The sequence below is a fragment of the uncultured Chloroflexus sp. genome, from assembly GCF_938091255.1.
Taxonomy (GTDB): domain Bacteria; phylum Chloroflexota; class Chloroflexia; order Chloroflexales; family Chloroflexaceae; genus Chloroflexus.
On sequence record NZ_CALLJH010000015.1, the window covers coordinates 17,105 to 37,266 of the forward strand.

Annotated in this window: 16 protein-coding genes; 7 read left to right on the forward strand and 9 right to left on the reverse strand. The window is 59.4% G+C overall.

Features of this window, described 5'->3' with window-relative positions; translation table 11 throughout:
- Window positions 1–36 precede the first annotated feature (36 nt).
- The 5 genes from glpK (at window position 37) to Q1A00_RS06660 (ending at window position 8,190) form a co-directional block, all read left to right on the forward strand.
- Window positions 37–1,533 carry a glycerol kinase GlpK gene (glpK, locus tag Q1A00_RS06640; RefSeq protein ID WP_298401731.1) on the forward strand — a complete coding sequence of 499 codons (1,497 nt, stop codon included), beginning with the start codon at window positions 37–39 and terminating at the stop codon, window positions 1,531–1,533.
- Between the two features lie 197 nt (window positions 1,534–1,730).
- The gene (glpA, locus tag Q1A00_RS06645; RefSeq protein ID WP_298401733.1) at window positions 1,731–3,401 is read left to right on the forward strand and encodes an anaerobic glycerol-3-phosphate dehydrogenase subunit GlpA; all 1,671 of its coding nucleotides are present in this window, start codon (window positions 1,731–1,733) and stop codon (window positions 3,399–3,401) included.
- Between the two features lie 18 nt (window positions 3,402–3,419).
- Window positions 3,420–4,658 carry a glycerol-3-phosphate dehydrogenase subunit GlpB gene (gene glpB, locus Q1A00_RS06650; protein WP_298401735.1) on the forward strand — a complete coding sequence of 413 codons (1,239 nt, stop codon included), beginning with the start codon at window positions 3,420–3,422 and terminating at the stop codon, window positions 4,656–4,658.
- Between the two features lie 107 nt (window positions 4,659–4,765).
- On the forward strand, window positions 4,766–5,995 hold the full coding sequence (locus Q1A00_RS06655; RefSeq protein WP_298401737.1) for an anaerobic glycerol-3-phosphate dehydrogenase subunit C: 1,230 nt from the start codon (window positions 4,766–4,768) through the stop codon (window positions 5,993–5,995).
- 332 nt (window positions 5,996–6,327) lie between these two features.
- Window positions 6,328–8,190, forward strand: a complete 1,863-nt coding sequence (locus Q1A00_RS06660; protein ID WP_298401740.1) for a WD40 repeat domain-containing serine/threonine protein kinase — start codon at window positions 6,328–6,330, stop codon at window positions 8,188–8,190.
- Between the two features lie 21 nt (window positions 8,191–8,211).
- On the opposite strand, the gene Q1A00_RS06665 is transcribed toward Q1A00_RS06660, so the two are convergent.
- From Q1A00_RS06665 to Q1A00_RS06700, 8 genes are all read right to left on the reverse strand, one after another.
- Window positions 8,212–9,420 carry a glycosyltransferase gene (locus Q1A00_RS06665; RefSeq protein WP_298482147.1) on the reverse strand — a complete coding sequence of 403 codons (1,209 nt, stop codon included), beginning with the start codon at window positions 9,418–9,420 and terminating at the stop codon, window positions 8,212–8,214.
- Between the two features lies 1 nt (window position 9,421).
- A complete protein-coding gene (locus Q1A00_RS06670; RefSeq protein ID WP_298482149.1) occupies window positions 9,422–10,639 on the reverse strand; it encodes a patatin family protein in 1,218 nt (405 codons plus the stop codon).
- 33 nt (window positions 10,640–10,672) lie between these two features.
- Entirely contained in the window at window positions 10,673–11,200 is a 528-nt protein-coding gene (locus Q1A00_RS06675; protein WP_298401747.1) for a polyhydroxyalkanoate synthesis regulator DNA-binding domain-containing protein, read from the reverse strand.
- Between the two features lie 159 nt (window positions 11,201–11,359).
- Window positions 11,360–11,839: a phasin family protein gene (locus tag Q1A00_RS06680; RefSeq protein ID WP_298401750.1), complete on the reverse strand. Its 480-nt coding sequence runs from the start codon at window positions 11,837–11,839 to the stop codon at window positions 11,360–11,362.
- 465 nt (window positions 11,840–12,304) lie between these two features.
- Complete coding sequence (locus tag Q1A00_RS06685; protein WP_298401752.1) at window positions 12,305–12,463, reverse strand: hypothetical protein; 159 nt, start codon at window positions 12,461–12,463, stop codon at window positions 12,305–12,307.
- 59 nt (window positions 12,464–12,522) lie between these two features.
- A complete protein-coding gene (locus Q1A00_RS06690; protein WP_298401754.1) occupies window positions 12,523–13,830 on the reverse strand; it encodes a phosphoribosylglycinamide synthetase C domain-containing protein in 1,308 nt (435 codons plus the stop codon).
- Window positions 13,827–14,684, reverse strand: a complete 858-nt coding sequence (locus Q1A00_RS06695) for a bifunctional 5,10-methylenetetrahydrofolate dehydrogenase/5,10-methenyltetrahydrofolate cyclohydrolase (protein WP_298401756.1) — start codon at window positions 14,682–14,684, stop codon at window positions 13,827–13,829. The genes Q1A00_RS06690 and Q1A00_RS06695 overlap by 4 nt, the downstream gene beginning before the upstream one ends.
- Window positions 14,681–15,319: a cyclodeaminase/cyclohydrolase family protein gene (locus tag Q1A00_RS06700; protein ID WP_298401759.1), complete on the reverse strand. Its 639-nt coding sequence runs from the start codon at window positions 15,317–15,319 to the stop codon at window positions 14,681–14,683. Before Q1A00_RS06700 ends, Q1A00_RS06695 begins: the two co-directional genes overlap by 4 nt.
- A 193-nt stretch (window positions 15,320–15,512) precedes the next feature.
- On the opposite strand from Q1A00_RS06700, the gene Q1A00_RS06705 reads away from it, so the two are divergent.
- Both Q1A00_RS06705 and Q1A00_RS06710 read left to right on the forward strand, forming a co-directional pair.
- A complete protein-coding gene (locus tag Q1A00_RS06705) occupies window positions 15,513–16,637 on the forward strand; it encodes an ArsA-related P-loop ATPase (RefSeq protein WP_299755853.1) in 1,125 nt (374 codons plus the stop codon).
- 114 nt (window positions 16,638–16,751) lie between these two features.
- On the forward strand, window positions 16,752–17,555 hold the full coding sequence (locus Q1A00_RS06710; RefSeq protein ID WP_298401764.1) for an SDR family NAD(P)-dependent oxidoreductase: 804 nt from the start codon (window positions 16,752–16,754) through the stop codon (window positions 17,553–17,555).
- Between the two features lie 51 nt (window positions 17,556–17,606).
- Here Q1A00_RS06710 and Q1A00_RS06715 read toward each other — a convergent pair whose 3' ends face one another.
- Complete coding sequence (locus tag Q1A00_RS06715; protein ID WP_299755856.1) at window positions 17,607–20,156, reverse strand: EAL domain-containing protein; 2,550 nt, start codon at window positions 20,154–20,156, stop codon at window positions 17,607–17,609.
- Window positions 20,157–20,162 lie beyond the last annotated feature (6 nt).

The window sequence follows — 20,162 nt, forward strand, 5'->3', positions numbered from 1 at the left end:
CACTTGGTATGCTTGGAGACAAAGGAGTCTGTCCTCATGGCAAAGTATGCCGCTGCAATTGATCAGGGAACGACCAGCACCCGCTGTATGATTTTTGACCACAGTGGCAATGTGGTCTGCTACGACCAGAAAGAGCACGAGCAGATTTATCCCCGCCCCGGTTGGGTTGAACATAGCCCCGACGAGATTTGGGAGCGCACCCAGAGCGTGATCCGCAGCGCGCTCAATAAGGGCGGCTTGAGCGCGAGTGATATTGTTGCGGTCGGTATCACCAACCAGCGCGAGACGACGGTGGTTTGGAATCGCAAAACGGGCCGCCCAGTCTACAACGCGATTGTCTGGCAAGACACCCGCACCGACCAGATTTGCAACGAACTGGCGGCTGATGGCGGCCAAGATCGCTTCCGCGCTAAGGCCGGCCTACCGCTGGCAACCTATTTCTCTGGCCCCAAGATTCGCTGGATTCTCGATCATGTGCCCGGCACGCGCGAAGCGGCTGAGGCGGGTGATGTTGTCTTCGGCAATATTGACACCTTCTTGACGTGGTGGCTCACCGGCGGCCCCGATGGCGGCGTTCATGTCACTGATGTGACGAATGCCTCACGCACAATGCTGATGAACCTCGAAACCCTTGATTGGGATGACGAGATCCTTGGCATTATGGGTATTCCGCGCCAGATGCTGCCCAAGATTGTGCCGTCGAGTATGGTCTATGGCACGGCCACCGGCGATTTGGCTGGGGTGCCAGTGGCCGGTATCCTTGGCGACCAGCAGGCCGCGATGGTGGGCCAGACCTGCTTCGATGCCGGCGAGGCGAAGAACACCTACGGCACCGGCTCGTTTATGCTGCTCAATACCGGCACCAAGATCGTGCCATCGAAGAGTGGCTTGCTGACTACCGTCTGCTATAAGTTCGGCGACCAACCCGCTGTCTACGCGCTTGAAGGTTCGATCGCGATTACCGGCGCTCTTGTGCAGTGGCTGCGCGATAACCTTGGCTTGATTACCTCGTCGGCTGAGGTAGAGGCGCTGGCTAATCTGGTCGAAGATAACGGCGGCATCTATTTCGTGCCCGCCTTCTCCGGTCTGTTCGCCCCCTACTGGCGCTCAGATGCTCGCGGCGTGATTGTGGGCTTGACTCGCTACGTCAACAAAGGCCACCTCGCCCGCGCCGTGCTCGAAGCTACCGCCTATCAAACCCGCGAAGTGCTTGATGCGATGGAGCAAGATTCAGGGGTGAAGCTAACTGCACTCAAGGTCGATGGCGGCATGGTCTACAATAACACCTTGATGCAGTTCCAAGCCGACATCCTCGGTGTGCCGGTGATCCGGCCCAAGGTGGCCGAAACGACGTCGCTCGGCGCGGCGTATGCCGCCGGCCTTGCCGTCGGCTTCTGGTCGAACACCGACGAGATGCGGGCCAACTGGGGCGTGGATCATACATGGACGCCGCAGATGGATGAAGAGACCCGCGCTCGCCTCTATCGCGGTTGGAAGAAGGCAGTGACCCGCACCTTCGATTGGGTGGAGTAGTGCTGGGGAGCACGCTTCTCGATGCACGCAACGCCGCCAAGCAGTTTGGTTGATGCATAGTGGTGCGTAACCCGCGCGATGGTGTTATGATACCGTCATCGGTTATGTACCGCCCGTCCTGCGCGGCAGTGTCTGTTTAATGCGACAAGACCGGCGGGAGCAATCCTGCCGGTTTTGTTGCCTGTTAGGAGATCAGCATGCAAACGCTCTCCACCGACGTGTTGGTGATCGGCGGTGGTGCGACCGGTACCGGCTGTGCGCTCGATCTGGCAATGCGCGGCATTCGCTGCATCCTCGTCGAGAAGGGTGATATAACCCACGGTACCACCGGTCGCTACCACGGCCTGCTCCATTCCGGCGGGAGATATGTGACTAAAGACCCACAATCGGCCACCGAATGCGCCCACGAAAATGCCATCCTACGCCGGATTATGCCCCACTGCATCGAGCAGACCTCTGGCTTTTTCGTAATTACGCCGTGGGATGATGAAAGCTATGGCGATGTGTTTGTAACCAATTGCCACCGTACCGGCGTGCCGGTGCAAGAGATCAGCGTCGCCGAGATGCTGCGCCGCGAACCGGCCCTCAATCCACGCATTTCGCGCGTGTTTGAGGTGCATGATGGGTCAGCCGACTCCTTCCTTGCCACGCACTCGGTGGCGCTCGCTGCCCGCGAGTATGGTGCCGAGATTCGCACGTATCACAATGTGGTTGAGCTGGTGCGGGTGGGCGATCGAGTAGTGGGGGCCATCGTCGAAGATTTACGCAGCGGCGAGCGAATCCGGATCGATTGCACCTACGTGCTCAATGCCGCCGGCGCATGGGCCGGCAAGATCGCAGCAATGGCCGGTGTGACGGTGACGGTCGTGCCCGGTAAGGGGACTATGGTGGCAATGAACCACCGGATGGTCAATACTGTCGTTAATCGCTGTAAACTGCCCTCTGATGGCGATATTATCGTGCCCATCCACACAGTTGCCGTGATCGGTACCACTGATGTGCATGTCCCCGATCCCGATGTATTTGGGATCGAGCCGGAAGAGATCCAGTTTATGCTTGATGAAGGCGAGAAGTTGATTCCCGGTTTCCGCCAGTATCGCGCCTTGCGCGCATGGGCTGGCGTGCGCCCGCTTTATAAAGATAAAGATGTCGCTAGTGACCGCGATATTCCTCGCACGTTCAAGTTGCTCGATCACGAAGAGCGTGATGGCGTCAGCGGCATTCTGTCGATTGTCGGCGGCAAGTGGACAACGTATCGCCTGATGGCCGAGCAGACGGTTAACGAGCTAGCCCGTCGGCTTGGTAATACTCAACCGTGCCGCACGGCGAGCGAGGTCTTGCCGGTGCCGCGCTTCGAGCACCGCGCCCACGCGATGGTGACGGTGTCACCCGATCCGGCAGCCCAAACGCCACACTACTGGCTTGGCAAGCCGCTGGCACTGGTTGAAAGCGAACACGCTGCTGGTGATCTGATCTGCGAATGTGAATTGGTCACCCGCGACCGGATTATTGCGGCGATTGATGCCGGTGCGCACAACCTTGACGATATCCGGCGCGATGTGCGCATGGGGATGGGACCATGCCAAGGCGGCTGGTGCATCTACCGCACGGCTAACCTGCTCTACGAGCGGCGCTGTGCCGATGGCCTCAGCCATACTCACGCCAACGAAGCGATGTTGCACTTCCTCCAAGAGCGGTGGAAGGGATTGACGCCAGTGCTCTGGGGCGACCAGTTGCGGCAGGCTCGTCTTGACGAGTTGATTTACGCCGGTGTGTTGGGGATTCACCGCTTGCGCGCGTTGGCCGAGCCGGGAGGCGGGTTAGTGACGCAGCATCCCGCTATCGCAACCGAGTATGTGCAGGCATAGCCCGCTGGGAGAGTGTCTATGTACGATACGATTGTGATTGGCGCCGGCCTCAGCGGGATGCTGGCCGCAATTGGCCGCGCCGAACGCGGCGAGAAGGTGCTGGTGCTGGCCAAAGGTCACGGCGCGACTCACTGGTCAACCGGCTGTATTGATCTACTTGCCGATGTGGATGACCCGCTGGCCGGGATCGCCCAACTGGCTATCCAACGCCCTCATCATCCCTACGCGCTGGCCGGCCCGGCGATGATCGAGCAAGGGATTGCCCGTGTCCGCACTATCGGCGAAGCAGCCGACTATCCATTCGCTGGCAATCTCAACCGCAACCTGCTCTTGCCGACGGCGCTAGGCGCACTGCGCCCCACCGCGTTTGCCCCGGCCACAATGATCGCCGGCGATGCCCGCCAATTGCGCGATGGCCGGCCTACGCTCATTGCCGGCTTTGCCGAGTTGCGCGACTTCTTCCCGCCGCTGATCGCCGCTAACCTGCGCGCACAAGGCATCGCTGCTGAAGCGGCGCAGTTGGCGCTGCCGCCTACGCAGCGCCAGCACGATTTCAGCTCGGTGACGTTAGCCCGCTTGTGCGAGCAACCGGCATTCCGTGCCAACCTTGGCGAGCAATTGGCCGCCCATGTACGCAAAGGTGGTTATGCCCGCATCGGCCTGCCAGCCATCCTCGGTCTCAGGCATGCCACCGCGGTGGTGCGCGATCTGCAAAATCGGGCCGGCGCATTGATCTTTGAAATTCCCACCCTGCCGGTTTCGGTGGCCGGTATGCGGCTGTATCAGATCCTAGAGGATGAATTGCTGCGGTTAGGCGGCCGCATCCAATTGGGTGGATTTGTCCAGCGCGCCGAGCACATTGGCGACACCCTCGTCGCTGTCTTCAGCGAGGCGGCAGCCCGCGAGCAGCGTCACACTGCCCGGCACTGGGTCTTGGCAACCGGCGGCATTCTTGGCGGTGGGGTGCGAGCCACGCCTGAAGGCTATCTGTATGAAACGGCGCTCGCCCTGCCGCTGCAAACGCCTGATGGCAGGGCAGGATGGTTTGCGCCGCGGTTTCTCGATGAACACGGCCACCCCGTCTTTCAAAGCGGGGTGCGCGTTGATCAACGCCTGCGCCCGCTTGACGCCGCTGGCCGGCTGGTATACGAAAATGTGCAGGTTGTAGGTGGTGCGCTGGCCGGCTACGATCCGATTCGCGAAGGCTGCCTCGAAGGGGCGGCTATCGCCACTGGCTGGGCCGCCGGGCAGGCATGATAGTACCGCCGCAGGCGATGCACTCCAATAAGCTGCGCTCGCCGCCACTTTTCGTACAGCCGCACAACAGTGCGGCTCCATCATGCGCTCGCAGAGGAATCACCACTATGGATCATATCGAACTCTCACTCACCCAATCACTCGATCATTGCATCAAATGCAACATCTGCACCTCAGCCTGCCCAGTGGCAGCAGTAACCGATGCCTTCCCCGGCCCCAAATACGTCGGGCCGCAAGCGCAACGCTTCCGCCATGCCGCCCAACCGTCGCCCGATGCTTCAGTTGACTACTGTTCAGGCTGCCGGGTCTGCAATCAGGTCTGCCCGACCGGCGTGCGCATCGCTGAGCTGAATGCCCGCGCCCGCGCCCAAATCGTCGCCGAACGCGGCATGCCCTTACGCAACCGGATTATCGCCCGTTCAGGGTTGGTGGGGCGGCTCAGCAGCGGCCCACACGCGCCGCTAGTCAACTTCACGCTCAACTTTGCGCCGGCGCGCTGGATGATCGAACGGGTGATGGGCATTCATCGCCACGCACCGCTGCCCAAAGCCAGCACCTACACCTTCCGGCGTTGGTTCAAACGGCACAAACCGGCGACCAACGGGCGACGACCACAGGTCGTCTACTTCCACGGGTGCAGCACGAACTACTATGAACCGCATGTCGGTAAGGCGGCGATTGTTGTGCTCGAACACCTCGGGTTTGAGGTCATCGTGCCGCCGCAACGCTGCTGCGGCTTGCCACTGCTCTCAAACGGCGACTTTCCAGCAGCGCAGAGCCATCACGAATACAACGTCGCCCAACTCTTGCCCTACGCTCGCGCCGGTATCCCGATCGTCGGCACCAGCACTAGCTGTACACTCACCCTCAAAGAAGAGGCGCCGGAGCTGCTGGGGTTGCACGGCGACGACATTCACGCGGTCGCTGCCGGCACCTATGACATCTTCGAGTTTCTGCGCAATCTCTACGAGCAAGGCCGCCTGCGCACCGATTTCCGCCCGATCGAACGTGAATTGCCGTACCACCCGCCATGCCAGTTGCGCGCGCACCGGATTGGCCGCCCAGTACTTGATGTGCTAGGACTGGTGCCCGGCTTACGCCTGCGCGAGAGTCGAGCCGAATGCTGCGGCATCGCCGGCACCTACGGCATCAAGCGCGAGAAGTATCAGATCGCGATGGACGTCGGCAAGTCCCTGTTCGACTTCGTGCGCGCCAGCGGCCAAGACCTCGCGCTCTGCGACAGCGAGACCTGTCGCTGGCAGATCAGCGGCGCAACTGGCGTCGCCACTCGCCATCCGATCGAACTCTTAGCCGAAGCCTACGGTCTAGCGGTGTAACACCTCTGCATCTATGGGTCATTGCGAGGGCGCACAGTGCCCGCAGCAATCTACCCCTTCAGCGGGCAGAATACCTGAACGGATCACTCCCGCTTAAGCAGGAGATTGCGGCGCCGCCTCCGGCGGCTCGCAATGACACTAGGTGAGGGGGAGATTGCTGCGCCCCCGGCTGCTCGCAACGACACATGGGGTGCGGAATGCATGCCTGAAGGGCATCACGCCGCGACACCCCGCAGGTAGGAAGGAACGCAAACAACCCAAGGGTCAACCGCAATGCCAGCATTTTGTTATAATACGATTTAGTGGGTTCGCGTCTGCCCGGAGTAGTGCGCATGCTTGCGCCGGAAACAGTCTTGCAAGGCCGGTATCGGGTCATCACCCAGATCGCCAAAGGCGGGATGGGCGCTGTCTATCAGGCGCGCGATTTGCGACTACGCATTGACGTGGCCCTGAAGCAGACCCTGTTTAACGATGAAGCCTACCGGCAGGCGTTCGAGCGCGAAGCGCAAATACTGGCCCGGCTCAGGCATCAAGCATTGCCGCGTGTGATCGATCATTTCATTGATCCACAGGGCCAATTTCTGGTCATGGAATTTATCCATGGCGAAGATCTCGGTAATCAACTGGCCCGCCTTGGCCGCCGGTTCGCCTCGCCGCAGGTTGTACCGATGGTGGTTAAGTGGACGGATCAATTGCTCGACGTGTTGCATTACTTGCATACGCGGCCCGTGCCGGTCATCCATCGTGATATTAAGCCAAAGAATCTCAAGCTCACCCCAAGCCACGATATCATCTTGCTCGATTTTGGGCTAGCCCGCGGCGGGATGACGGTCTCTGCCGGGATTGACGGGTCGGGCACGCGCAAGGTCTACGGCTTTACCCCGCCGTATGCGCCCTACGAACAGATGCGCGATGGCGAACCCGATCCGCGCAGCGACATCTACTCGCTTTCGGCAACCCTGTATCACCTGCTGACTGGTGTACTGCCGCCTGATGCAATGACCCGTATGGCCCGGCTAGTCAACGGCCAGCCTGACCCGTTGCGTCCGATCCGCAGCTTAGCACCGCATGTTCCTGAGGGGTTGGCTCAGTTGATCGAGCAAGGTATGGCAACGCTGATCGAACAGCGACCGCAATCGGCTCGCGAGATGCGCGAGGCGCTTCACCGCCTGCGTGGTAAGCCAGCCGCTGCGGCTCCGGCAGCTTTACGACCCATACCCCAACCAACAACGCCGCCAGCCCCTGAGCCTATTGAGACACCCTCCCAACCGTCATCAGCGGAGTCTAGCCCGACTCGATTGAAAACACCGGTTGGCACGATGTTACGCCGTCTGATCACGGGCAGTCAGGTGCGGAGTATCGCGTTTTCACCTGATGGCACATGGTTATTGGCTGGCTATGACGACTATACCGTTGGGGTGTGGGATGTCAGTACTGGCGAACAAGTAACCAGCCTGCGTGGCCACGAGAGCACTGTCCGCACGGTCGCGTGGAGTCCGGATGGCAAGCTGGCTGCGACCGGCAGCGATGACGAGACGGTGCGGATCTGGCGCACGGATGATTGGCAACCATTACAAACCATCCAATACCTCGGTTGCCCAATCGAGAGCGTTGGATTTAGCCCTAATGGCCGGTACCTCGCCACTGGCGGGTGGGGTAGTGCAATCACCCTGTACGAGCTACGGCAAGAAAAAATCGAGCCGATTGGCCTATTGACATGCCCCTTCGTCCATTCATTGAGCTTTTCGCCTGATGGATCCCTCATAGCGGCTGGCTGCTATGATGGCGCGATCTATCTCTGGCAGGTCGCCGATCAACGAGCGCTCCAACCGATTAACGGCTTTAATACGTTCATTTACAGCGTCGCGTTTAATCCGGCTAGCACGATCATTGCCGCAAGCAGCGGCACTAGCATTCGGCTGTGGCGGCTCAAGGATTATCACCCGCTCGACACCCTGCAGGGCCACACGGCGCCGGTGCGCGGGCTTGCCTTCAGCCCGCGGTTCCCGATCTTGGCTTCGGTCAGCGAAGATCGTAGCGCTCGCTTTTGGCAAATGGAACAGGTGCAACCGTTACCGCTCGTGCTCGAACACAGTGCCGGCGTGAGCTGCCTGAGCTTTAGCCCCGACGGCCAATTACTGGCTACTGGCGCTCATGATGGCCGTATCTGCCTCTGGCAAGCGCCAACCCAATAGGAGCGCAGCGTTGCTTTGCCGCTATTTGCGATTCGCCACCCGTTCCACCAAGGCAATAATCCGTTCGGCTCGCCGGCCATAGGTATGTTCAGCCGCCAAGGCTTGGCGCACCGCTGCGAGCGATGGGTCGCGTTCGGCCAACGCCGCGCTCAGCGCCGCTTGCAAGCCGGCCAGATCGCGCCGGGTGAAACTGTAGGCCAGATGCGGCGGCAAGATCTCGTGCAAGGCTGGAATGGACGGCAGCACAACCGGTATACCCAACGCCATATACTCGAACAACTTGAGCGGCGAGGCAGTCACATCGGTGACGGTATCGGGAATCACCAGCGCATCAGCCGCGCCGAGACAGCGCACCACCTCGGTTTGTGGACGCGGCGGCAGCAAGTAGAGGTCGGCTGGCGTGGTCGTGGTTTCAGCGACCCGCAACCCTTCGCTGATCGCATGGGCCGCCAGCGCCGCCCGTTCGCCGGGTCGCCCGCCAAGAATCAAACCGATCAAATCCGGATGGGTAGCGCGTAGCGCACGGATGGCACTGAGCAGACCGTCCAACCAGCGGTGGGCGAAAGTCATGCCGGCATAGGCGACGATTGGCGCTGTGGGAGGCAAGCCAAGTTCGGTGCGGCAAGCGACGCGATCTTGCGGTGCAAAGATCTGCTCGTCGTAGGCATCGGGAATAACCGCCACATCAGCCGGCTCGCGCCAACCGATCTGCGCCAACAGCCGGCGAAAATCCGCGGTGAGTGAGGCAACCGCCGTCGCGCGACCGATCGCCGTCCGGTCAATGAGATCAAGCAATCCACGCGCCCAACGTTCCTTGGCCCGTGACGGGTTGCGCGACTCAAGATCATGCGCCTCATAGATCACGGGCAGGCCAAGCCGGGGACCAAAAACACCGGCCCACCACGCGGCAATAATCGGCTGGCGGATGTAGACTGCTTCGACTGTCTGCCGGCGGGGAGCCACTATCGCCGCGGTCATTGCGGCAAACACCGAATGTTCCATATAATAGAGCAGCGTGCTCTTATAGAAGCGTGAGAGCTTGCCAATCGCCGGGCGGGGCAGATGCACCGCTCCAACTTCGTAAAACCGGCTTGGCTCCATCCTCCAGCGCGGAATCAGGGCGAGGGTATCAGGCCGGCGCGAGCGCAATTCGCGCAGCGTGGTATAAGTTTGCAGCGCGTTTGCCGACTGCAAATTCAAGCTGGTGGGATAGGCGATATAGACGATCATCTCAACGGGCAACCTCAAGCCGCGACAGCAAACGATCTAATTCCGCCAGCGTTGAGGCCAGCCCCTCCGGAGCGGTGTGAAGTGAGCCGCCAGTCACCAACGCCGCGCGCACGAGATGCGGGTCATCGCCGGCCATCTGCAAGTTGCGCAAATCCTGCCTGATCCGCTCATCGCTGATCGCAATGCCATGCCGGGCCAGCATCGCCCGGTAATACGGATAATGTTCACATAGATGGTGGGCCACACTCTCGAAACCGTGGCGGGCAATTGTCATCCGAGTGCGGAAACGCATCGTATTTTCAGCGAACATCATCCGATCTTGACGCGAAGGTTCGATCAGAATGATATCAACTTCAGGATGGCGGCGGCGCACTTGCTTGATATGGTAATGCAAACCGGCGTGAATAAAGGTGCGAAATACTTGATTGCCGATTCGCTGAATGCCCTGATCGCTGATGCTAGCGCCGGGTGGATGGCGGCGATTATCGAACGGTACCATCGGATTGATGCACACGATCAGCTCAGCTCCGCGCTCGATAGCGACATCGAGGCTGGCAGTGCCGCGCAACCCGCCATCGATATAGTCGCGATCACCGATCCGTACTGGGCGGTAGAAGATGGGGATCGCCGCCGACGCACAAACGGCGAGCGAAATCGGCACGTGTTCGAGCGGCGGCAACCCGAAGACTGCTCGTTCGCCAGTATCGAGATCAGTAGCAACGATCATTAACTCGCGATCAAGTTCGGTAAAGCGGTTTGAACGACCGGGTTGTTCGAGCGCCGCCCGGAGATAACGTTCGAGCGCCTGAGAGTCATAGAGACCGGTCGGCAACCCAACCGCCAAGGTTTCGATCAGATCGAGGAGCGAAGCCTCGCTGCCTTCACGCAACCAGCGTTGGAGAGCCTGCACCAACGCGCCGGGCAGATGCGAAGCGCGGCGCAACAGATCGGCCAGATTGAACTGGTAGAGGTGGTGCGGTTCGAGTTGATCGATGCCGAGCAATGAACTTTCAAGCACGCTAATTAACGTGCGCGGCGACATATTGTTAGCGAGACAGGCATTGATCAACGCGCCGGCGCTAGTGCCGACATAGATATCAAATTCATTGACCGAGAGATGTTCGAGCACCTGATCGATGGCGCAGAGGGCACCGATCTCATAGGCGGCGCCGGCCACGCCGCCGCCGGCGAGGACCAAAGCGGTTGTGCTGCGCTGCATAGCCTGCCTCTTTGCAACGATGTGCGATCACCTTCAACGCCAGCGTAACAATTGCTCAACCATACTGGTGAGCGCATCGATCTGGGCATGGAGCCGTTCGACATCATTGCGTGTCGGTACATCAGCGATGCGATCGGCCAACTGATTCTGCGCATCACGGGCAAACTCTTGCCGTAACAACAGCTTGCGCCAGCGATCGGCCTCTTCGGGTGAAAGAGCGCCCTCGTCAACCAGCACATCGATCCGCCGGCCAATTTCAGCTTCGATCAGTTCATCACCACCGAGCGAACTGAAGAGCGTGCGCCGCAACGTTGTGAGAGTGTCACCACCAACCTGTATCAGACCGGTGAGTAAGTTGGTTGGCAACGGCGAAGCGCGACCACGGGCCTGTAATACGACCTGCGCCAAAATATTAGCCGTGATGTCGTCACCGGTCTCATTATCGAGCACTTGCACCGTCTCACCTTCTTGCACAAGCTTGGCAATGCCTTCGAGGGTGATATAGCGCTTTTGGTTGGTATGATACAGTTTCCGGTTGGCGTATTTTTTAATGACATGCATGGTATATGCCGCCTTGAGCCGGGTGATGCAGATAAACGCAATGCCTTGCCAATCCCGGCGTTGCCTTAATAGTCTCAGCGGCAATTATAACACGCTGCGCCAAAACACCGGCAACTGTGGCCAACGCCACAGTGCCGGCGTTCGGCAATTCCAAGCTAACTACTTCTCGCTGTGCTCTTCCTTCGCCTCGCCGCGAGTGCGACTGCGAGCCGACGTCTCTTGCACGCGGCGCAACTCCTCGACGCGGGCCGCCAGTTGGGCAATCTTGGCGCTCAGCTCGTCAATGTCGCGCTTGGAGGGGATGTTGAGCCGGTTGAGGAATTGCTCGAAGCTTGTCTCAACCTGCGCAGTCAGATTGTTGAGGTTAGTCTGCACCTGATCGGTCTGCGGCATCGCCGTCTTGCGGAACCGCTCGGCAGCCTCCTCAAACAACTTCTGCGCATCTTTCTGCGCCAGCTCACCCCGCTCAACCAGCCGGTTGAGAAAGGCCTCGGCCTCTTCGCGGCTGAGAGCAAACGCACCAATGCCGGCCAGCATCAGCTTGCGCACCACTTCAAAGATTTGCACGCTCGGATTGACCGGCGGCGGCGTCTCATCGATCTGGCGGACATTAACCTCAATCTCTTCGACCGTTGTCATCGTAGCCTCCTGCTCTATGGTAGTAACCGGAGTTCAGACTATCTGTATCATAGCACAGCCTGCCGGGTTTTGGTAGTTGTATAACGCAGTGCGTTACAATTCCGAGTATAACACGCTGCGTCATGGAAGTCAATGGCAAAATTGTTGCGAAGCGACAAACTTCGTAACGTCCCCGCTACTACGGCAAGCGGTCGTCACATCACAGACAACATAAAAGCTACTCAGTCGCATCCCCTCGCGTTAGTAAAACCGGTGCGCGTCTTTGCGCCACGTGCCCGGATCGAGGTGGCGTTGAGCGTACCCTGTCGTGGCAGCATACTCCTTGAGCCACGCCAGCAACATCGCACCATAGCTATGCGGACATCGATCGGCGCGAGTCACCAGATCATCAACATCCAGAAAGCGACTCTACGCCAGATTTTCGCTGACGCGGAACCCGGCTACCGCGACGGCTGCGCCATCAACCTAGACCACGGCAACCTGATAGCCATATGCCATCTGCCACCGGCTGCGATCGACAAACGATGCCGTAACCAGATGAGAACGCAGTGCAACCAGAACTAGATAGCACGCTGCAATTGCTTCATTAGTCGTGGCCAGCGCAATAACAGGTTTGGCAGCCATATCATTCCTTTCACACGCCGTAAGGGCGGAAGCCTGCTCCACTCTTACGCTGTTCCGCCCTACGCTTGTTCGCTCGCGCCGACATCTTCGCGGTAAGTGCGTCCGGGAAAGCGGATCCGCTCGGCATTGATGATGGCTCGCCCGCGTGCGCCGGCCAGCGTAGCGCCCAGCGCCACGACCGTCACCACATGCCCGCCGGTCAGATACAAGCCACCGCTGCCGCCGCCAAACAACCGGTCGCGCCGCGACGGATCGTAGCGTAAGATGTGCGGCGACTCGGTTTGATCGTGGAAGACCAGCACGCCTGCTTCAACCTCGCTGACTCCTTCCACCGCGGCGTTGATTGGGTAGTGGTGCGGGTAGCCTTGCGTCACTAGCGCCAAGGCTACGCTCGCTTCATCACGCCAGCGCAAAGGCGGCAAACGGTGCAGGCTACGGGCAATGGCAGCCTCAAAGTAGGGCACAAGATCGTCGATCAAACGTGGCAAGACTGCCTGCGCTTCCATGTCGCGCAGATTACAGCGCAACCCGATAATCCGCGGCCCCTGCGCCCCGATCACGCAGTCAACGCCGATGATCCCCCAATAAGGCAACTGCTCGCGGGCAATGGCCGCTACCAACGGTTGCATAAGGTGGCGTTCAAGGTACGCTTTCAGCTTCTGGGAGTAGGCGGAATTGCCGGTAATCGCGCCCATGCCCGGCGCCGGCGGACTATCCGGGTGCGGCCCCATTCCGTCATAGACGCGGGTCGGCAGCAATGATACCAAATAACTGCCATCAGTAATGGCAGAAAAGCTCACCACCGGCCCGCTCACATACTCTTCAATCACCACCCCATGGCTGCTGCCCTCCACCGGGCGCGATACAAACAATGCCCGCAACGCTTCCAAGGCAGCATAGCGATCGTGGTAGACCCCCTCGCCGGCGGCCGGATGGTCACCGCGCAGCACCACTGGCAGCGGTTGCGCGGCGAGGTACTTTTCCGCTATCGGCAAGCTGGCAAAACACCGCCCCGCCGGAGTTGGCAATTGGTAGCGCAGCAGCAACTCTTTGGCGTAACAGCGGCTCCACTCGATGCGCGTGCTGCGTTGTGACGCGCCGCAGACGCCGATGTGCATGCTCACCACTTCATCCACCAACCCTGCCCAGAGTGGTTCGCTGCTCGCAGGAACGATCAGATCGATCTGCTCGTTAAACGCCCACTGCGCTACTTGCGCCGGCTGCGCCGGATCGAGATCAACCCGCGGCGCAATCTGGCATGCGCCGCCATTACCCGGCGCCACGAGCACATCGGCTGTTGGGCTGGCGAAGAGCTTCCAGACGAGCGCATGGCAGCGCCCATCATTGCCGAGCACGAGGATTTTCATATCCCTAACCGGGTACGGGTAGCCTTAATCAGATTCTGCATGAGCATCACGTTGGTCACCGGGCCAGTACCGCCGGGTACCGGTGTAATGGCGCCGGCCACTGCCACGGCCCCTGCATAATCGACATCACCGACCATACTGCCATCAGCCAGCACGTTGGTGCCGAAATCGATCACTGTCGCACCGGGCTTAATCATCTCAGCCGTAATCAGGCCGGGCCGGCCAGCCGCAGCAGCGATGATGTCGCATTCACGCAAGACAGCACCTAAATCGAGAGTGCGTGAATGGCAGATAGTAACGGTGGCATCGGCCTGTAGCAACAGCAGGGCCATAGGCCGACCCACAATCGCCGAGCGACCCACCACTGCTGCCCGCTTCCCACGCACCTCAATCCCATACCGACGCAGCAACTCCATCCCGCCGGCAGGGGTGTTTGGCGTCAACGCCGGGCGGCCCTGCGCGAGCAAGCCGGCATTGATCGGATGGATGCCGTCGAGATCCTTTTCTGGTACGAGGCGATGCAAGACGCCATCGAGCGATAAACCCGCCGGCAGCGGCAGTTGCAATAAGATGCCATCAACGCGATCATCAGCGCTCAGGTTCGAGACCGTTGCTTCTAGATCGGCCTGTTCGGTGGTCACCGGCAAGGCAATGGCCCGGCAGGCTGCCCCCAACGACTGGCATAGCCGGTCAATGCTGCGCACGTAGCGCGTCGCGGCGGGATCATCACCCACTTGGACGACCGCAATGGTTGGAGCGCGATCAATCCGCGCGCGCAATTCAGCAATCTGCGCCGCCGCCTCGGCGCGCAGCTCTTGAGCTAGCGCGCGACCATCAAGAATTCGGGCGCTCATGCTGTCATCCTTCCCCGGACAATGGTGACAATCCCATCAACTTCATCACCAAGCCCGATCAGCAGATCTTGTAACTGGGCGCGTGTTTGGCGCACGAACACCTGATCCTCAAGTGCGGCGAGGTTAATTTCAACATTGAGCGCCGCACTCTGCACCGTAGCCCGTACCAGCAAGACCGCAACTCCCACATCGCTCACCACCAACCGGGCACAATTGTTGGCCAGCGTTGTGCAGAGTGGCAATAACGCCGCTGCGGCTTGCGCTGTGCGCAACGGCACTTCGGCAGCCAAGCGGGTAATCTGTTGGATCGCCGCTTTACGCGTCGCTGCATCGGCCTCAGTCGTACGAGGCAGCTTGTACGCTGCTGCCAGCCGGTTGAACACGGCAATATCTTCGTCAGCTAGCTGCTGCAATTCGGCCCGTAACTGTTCGGCCTGCGTATGGATCGCGCGCAACTCGCCTTCGACCTCAGCAAACTGCGGTTTACCGATCGTCAGTTCACACACCATACTCACTAAACCGGCGGCCATCGCGCCGGTCAGGGCCGCAACGCTGCCACCGCCGGGAGTAGGAGCGCGCGAAGCCAGCGCGTCGAGAATAGCGCCGAGCGGCTGTTGCATCAATGATTCTGACATGGTGCCTCCCTGAGCTGGACAACCACATAAAGGGAACGCTCTGTAAGCGTTGACCACGACTCATTATAGCTGATCGGTGGTACCGTATGTGTGCTATGCCCAATATCAATTGCAACCACCGCGTGGGCGAAGTTGCATATAATACAATCAGCAACCACCTGTACAGACCGGTGCCGCAGACAGGACGATCGCTATGTGGCCCACTACTACGCAGATTGTTATTTTTAGCGGTGAATCGAGCGCTCTCGCCGCAACCGCCACCGCAGTTGCTTCAGCCGCGCAAGGCCAGCCCACCCTCCTTGCCAGTCTAACGCCAACCCACGATTGCGCAATCCTCTTAGGCGCATCGCCAGCGCCCCAACCAGCCACTCTTGCCTCTCAGCTTGATTTCTGGACGTTCCAGCCACTGGCGGATTTGAGCGCAACGTGGAACGAACTCCGCTCACGCATTAGCTTACCCGGCCCGCCCATCGATGGCGATGATCTGCCGTTGCTGCCCGGTCTCGAACTATTTTTGGCTGTCTACCGCCTTGCCAGCCATGCCCAACGTGGCTACCAGCTCATCTGCGTTGATGCTGGCCCGCCAGATAGCCTCCTGCGCGCGCTGGCCGTTCCCGACACCTTTCGCTGGGTGATGCGGCAACTTTTTGGCCTCGACCGCGGCCCCGGCCAATCAACCGAATCGCTGGCGCGAGCGGCGTTACCGGCCAATCTGCTGCCGTTCGAGCAGATTGGGCAGATGCAAGAGGCGCGGGTGCAGTTTGAGCAGTTGCGCGACGCTGCGCTTGATCCAAAGCGGGTACGGGCACGCTTGGTCATCCGGCCCGATCAAGCCGGCTTGCGCGCGGCAACATTGTATGCGCCGGCGCTGACGCTTTTTGGTCTGAACCTCGATGCACTGATCATCGGCCCGTTATTGCCGGTGGTGAGTGATGGGTACGAACTCGCCACGCTAGTTTTAGAGCAGGCTACAGTTGTGGCTGCCGTCGCGGCGCGCTGGCCGAACTTGCCGCTGTTGCGCCTGCCATTTCAGGCCACGCCTCACGAGCCAGCACCATTCGCGACGATCGGGAAAGGGCTGCTACACCCGCCGGCGCCGCTACCGCCACCAATTGGTATCGGTTCGCAGACCGAACCATGGATCAGCCTGTTGCTTCCGGGCGTAGCCCGGGAAGATCTCACTGTCAGCGTGAGTGGTGATGAGCTGATCGTCTCGCTAGGGCCATACCGGCGGCACCTGCTCTTGCCAGTGGCACTGCGCGGTGCGCCGATCCGCGCCGTGCGTGAGGGCGACCGGTTGACGATTCGCCGGCGCTGATCGGGAGCCGGCACAGGGAGGTTTTAGCCGCGAGAAACTCAGCGTAACCAACGCAGTGGGCAACCTGCGCAGCCACTATGGGATCTGTCCTGCTTGTATCACAACGAGGAAACCATGGCTCAGAAGACAACCGATTTGCGTAACCTGACCGCAGTCGTGACCGGCGGTAGCCGGGGGATCGGGCGGGCCATCGCGGAAGCACTAGCCCGCGCCGGCGCGCAGGTCGTGATTTCGTCGGCCAATGCCGCCAACCTAGCCGAAGCCGAACGTTCGCTGCAAGCTGCTGGCCTCAAGGTGAGCGGCATCCGCTGCGATGTCAGCAATCGCCTCGAAGTCGAAACTCTCGCCGCTACTGCTGCCGAGCGGATGGGGCGAATCGACCTGTGGGTCAACAATGCCGGCATTTCGGGGCCATTTGGTTACATACTCGACGTGCCACCCGAAGCATGGGAACAAGTCATTAAGGTGAATCTGCTCGGCACCTATTACGGCTGCCGGGCAGCTTTGCCGTACATGATCAAGCAACGCAACGGCCAGATCATCAACCTTTCCGGCGGCGGCGCCAAGCGACCGCAACGCTTCCTCTCGGCCTATAGCGTCTCGAAGGCGGGGATTGTGCGCCTAACCGAAGCCTTCGCCCGTGATTATCAAGATCACCCATATCTGCGCTTCAACGTGCTCACACCGGGGATGGTGCCAACCGATATGATTAACCACTTCGAGACGGTTGGCCCCGGCGGTGAAGCGATCAAGCAATTACCGCGCGTCTTGAAGATCTTCGGCACTACTGCCGAAGAGACGGCAGAACTTGCGTTACGCATCGTGCGCGAGGGCAAGAGCGGGCAGGTTTTTGAAGTTATGCCGCGCCACCGCGCTATCTGGCGACTCCTGAAAGCAGCGTTACGGCGCAAGCAATAATGCTAAACCCGCTGCCGGCAATCAGAGCGCCTCACGGTTGTGGGGCGCTATCTATGATTCGTTCGCTTCAGCGCGAGAGTGCAACCATGACGCTGCCGCCTCTGCCGGCAGTGGATGGCTAATGTAGTAGCCCTGAAAGAGATCACAGCCGGCATCGAGCAAGATCTGGCGTTGGCCAATCGTCTCGACGCCTTCGGCTACGATTTGCGTGCCAAGGTGATGGCCAAGCGAAATAATCGTGCTCACCAGACTACGTTCGATCATCGCATCAGAATGATCGAGCTGGGCCACGAATGAGCGATCAATCTTGAGGACGTTAATCGGCAAGCGATGCAAATATGACAGCGACGAATAGCCGGTGCCAAAATCATCGATTGCCAACGTCACCCCCAATTGGCGCAACTCGATCATTTGGCGGCGTAAATTGTCAATCTGGCCCATCAGCATACTCTCAGTCAATTCGAGTTCGAGCCAGCCCAAGGGCAAATCGGCCTGCGCTAAAGTTTCCGCCACCGTTTGCACAAAACCGCTTTGTGAGAATTGTAATGCTGACACATTGGCCGCTACCGGCACGATCGGTAAACCTTGCGCGCGCCATTCACGCATTTGCCGGGCAATTTCGCGCAGTACCCATGCGCCAATCGAAATGATTAACCCTGTATCTTCAGCGATGGGGATGAAACGCGCTGGCGAGACCATGCCAAGCTCAGCGTTCTGCCAGCGGATCAACGCCTCAAAACCAACCAGTTTTCCAGCGCGATTGACTTTCGGTTGATAGTGCAACAACAACTCATTGCACTCAATCGCCCGCCGCAGCAGCGTCTCGATCTGCAATTGCTCGAGCGACGAATTGGTAATAGCTGCATCGAAAAACTGAAAGCTGTTGCGCAGGGTGCCTTTGGCACGATACATCGCCATATCCGCTGCCCGTTGCAGCGTCATTACATCGGTGCCATCAATCGGGTAAAGGCTTGCACCAATACTGACACTGACAAAAATTTCATGCCCATTAATAAAAAATGGCTGCTCAAGCGCTTCGTGCAAGCGGCGCGCAATGGCAGTGACCTGCTGCGGCGAATTGATCTCAGGCAATACCAACAGAAACTCATCACCGCCATGCCGGGCAAGCGTATCGGTCGCCCGCACACACAATTCAAACCGGCGCGCCACCTGTACTAATAAGAGGTCGCCGATCGCATGGCCCAGCGTGTCATTCACCTGCTTGAAGCGGTCGAGATCAATAAAGAGCACCGCCACCAGCGTATTACTACGGCGCGCATGCTCGATGGCATGCTGCAAGCGATCTTCAAACAACAACCGGTTCGGCAAGCCGGTCAACGCATCGTGATGGGCTTGGTACGCCAATTTGTGCAGCGTCACATGCTGTTCAAGCGCAATGGTCGTCAATTGCTCGATGTGGTCGAGCAGTTGCTGTTCTTCAAAGGCCAGTGACATATCACTTTGCCGGCAAAGCAATAGCCACCCATCAGCCGGATCGCGATGGGTACGCAAGACGATCAACCAACTGCGGTTAATGACTTGCATCTGGATGAGATCCTGAATCTTCTGCCAATGCGGCGAATCAAGTGAAAGCTCGCTGACCCGCTGATTGTGGTATGGCAATTGGGTCAGTAATTCTCTCGCCCATTGATCCAAGTGCGGCAGATCATCGTGCAGAATGTAACGGTTGTAGCTAGCAAAGACCGCCGCCGAACGCACCATATACGCTGCATAGACTAAATCTGTTATCTGCTCGCCGAGCAACTGCAACATCTCGCGGATGATCGTTCTAAGCTCGTACTGGCGAGCAATTAGCTCGAGTACTCGTCGACGAGCAAGCGCGATCTGTTCAACCTGATGACGGGCCGAAACATCTTCGAGTACTACCACCACCCGAACCCGCTCACCACTACCAAACCGCACTGCACGCATCGCCAGCCAGCAGCGATCATGGGTAACCGCGGCAAACTCACCTTCATAGCTTTCCAGTTCACTCGCCAACAGTTGCTCGATCGCCACCGCAACCACTACGGCCGGCCCCACCCCAAGCTGGCAGGCGGCTAGAAACGCTGCCCCGACCGTACAATCGATCGCTTCCACCCCCAATAGCGGCCCGAGTTGCAACCAACGTACATTAGCGGCCAAAACTTGCCCATACCGGTCAAGAATAGCAATCGCCGACGGCAGGGCATCGAGCGCCGAATGGAGCAATTGCTGGGTTTCGATCAGCAACTGCTCGGCCTGTTTGCGTTCGGTAATATCGTGCAGAATTACCAACATTGCCGGCGATCCGTCCCACTCAATTGGTTCGACCCGTAAATCGACAATCACCACTGAATGGTCAGGACGCACAATTTCGGCATCAACGGTTAGGCCGGGTTGCAACGGAAAACCGAACGGACTGCCCTGCACTTGATCGGCTTGCCGGCCAAACAGGCGCAGCGCAGCTTCATTGGCAAAAAGAACCGTACCAGCGTGATCGAGCACAAGTAGGGCATTAGTATTGTTGGCCACGATTGCCTGCAACGATCGCTGGTCAGGATATGGCTCCAGACGATCAGCAGTATTGTGTAGTTCGGAAGCAGAAGGATCGTGCTGCACTGTGGC

Coding starts and splice junctions, on each gene's coding strand:
- Q1A00_RS06690 (WP_298401754.1), bottom strand. CDS start 13,830: ATGAAAATCCTCGTGCTCGGCAATGATGGGCGCTGCCATGCGCTCGTC.
- Q1A00_RS06695 (WP_298401756.1), bottom strand. CDS start 14,684: ATGAGCGCCCGAATTCTTGATGGTCGCGCGCTAGCTCAAGAGCTGCGC.
- glpK (WP_298401731.1), top strand. CDS start 37: ATGGCAAAGTATGCCGCTGCAATTGATCAGGGAACGACCAGCACCCGC.
- glpB (WP_298401735.1), top strand. CDS start 3,420: ATGTACGATACGATTGTGATTGGCGCCGGCCTCAGCGGGATGCTGGCC.
- Q1A00_RS06680 (WP_298401750.1), bottom strand. CDS start 11,839: ATGACAACGGTCGAAGAGATTGAGGTTAATGTCCGCCAGATCGATGAG.
- Q1A00_RS06660 (WP_298401740.1), top strand. CDS start 6,328: ATGCTTGCGCCGGAAACAGTCTTGCAAGGCCGGTATCGGGTCATCACC.
- Q1A00_RS06685 (WP_298401752.1), bottom strand. CDS start 12,463: ATGGCTGCCAAACCTGTTATTGCGCTGGCCACGACTAATGAAGCAATT.
- Q1A00_RS06700 (WP_298401759.1), bottom strand. CDS start 15,319: ATGTCAGAATCATTGATGCAACAGCCGCTCGGCGCTATTCTCGACGCG.
- Q1A00_RS06670 (WP_298482149.1), bottom strand. CDS start 10,639: ATGCAGCGCAGCACAACCGCTTTGGTCCTCGCCGGCGGCGGCGTGGCC.
- Q1A00_RS06675 (WP_298401747.1), bottom strand. CDS start 11,200: ATGCATGTCATTAAAAAATACGCCAACCGGAAACTGTATCATACCAAC.
- Q1A00_RS06710 (WP_298401764.1), top strand. CDS start 16,752: ATGGCTCAGAAGACAACCGATTTGCGTAACCTGACCGCAGTCGTGACC.
- glpA (WP_298401733.1), top strand. CDS start 1,731: ATGCAAACGCTCTCCACCGACGTGTTGGTGATCGGCGGTGGTGCGACC.
- Q1A00_RS06665 (WP_298482147.1), bottom strand. CDS start 9,420: ATGATCGTCTATATCGCCTATCCCACCAGCTTGAATTTGCAGTCGGCA.
- Q1A00_RS06655 (WP_298401737.1), top strand. CDS start 4,766: ATGGATCATATCGAACTCTCACTCACCCAATCACTCGATCATTGCATC.
- Q1A00_RS06705 (WP_299755853.1), top strand. CDS start 15,513: ATGTGGCCCACTACTACGCAGATTGTTATTTTTAGCGGTGAATCGAGC.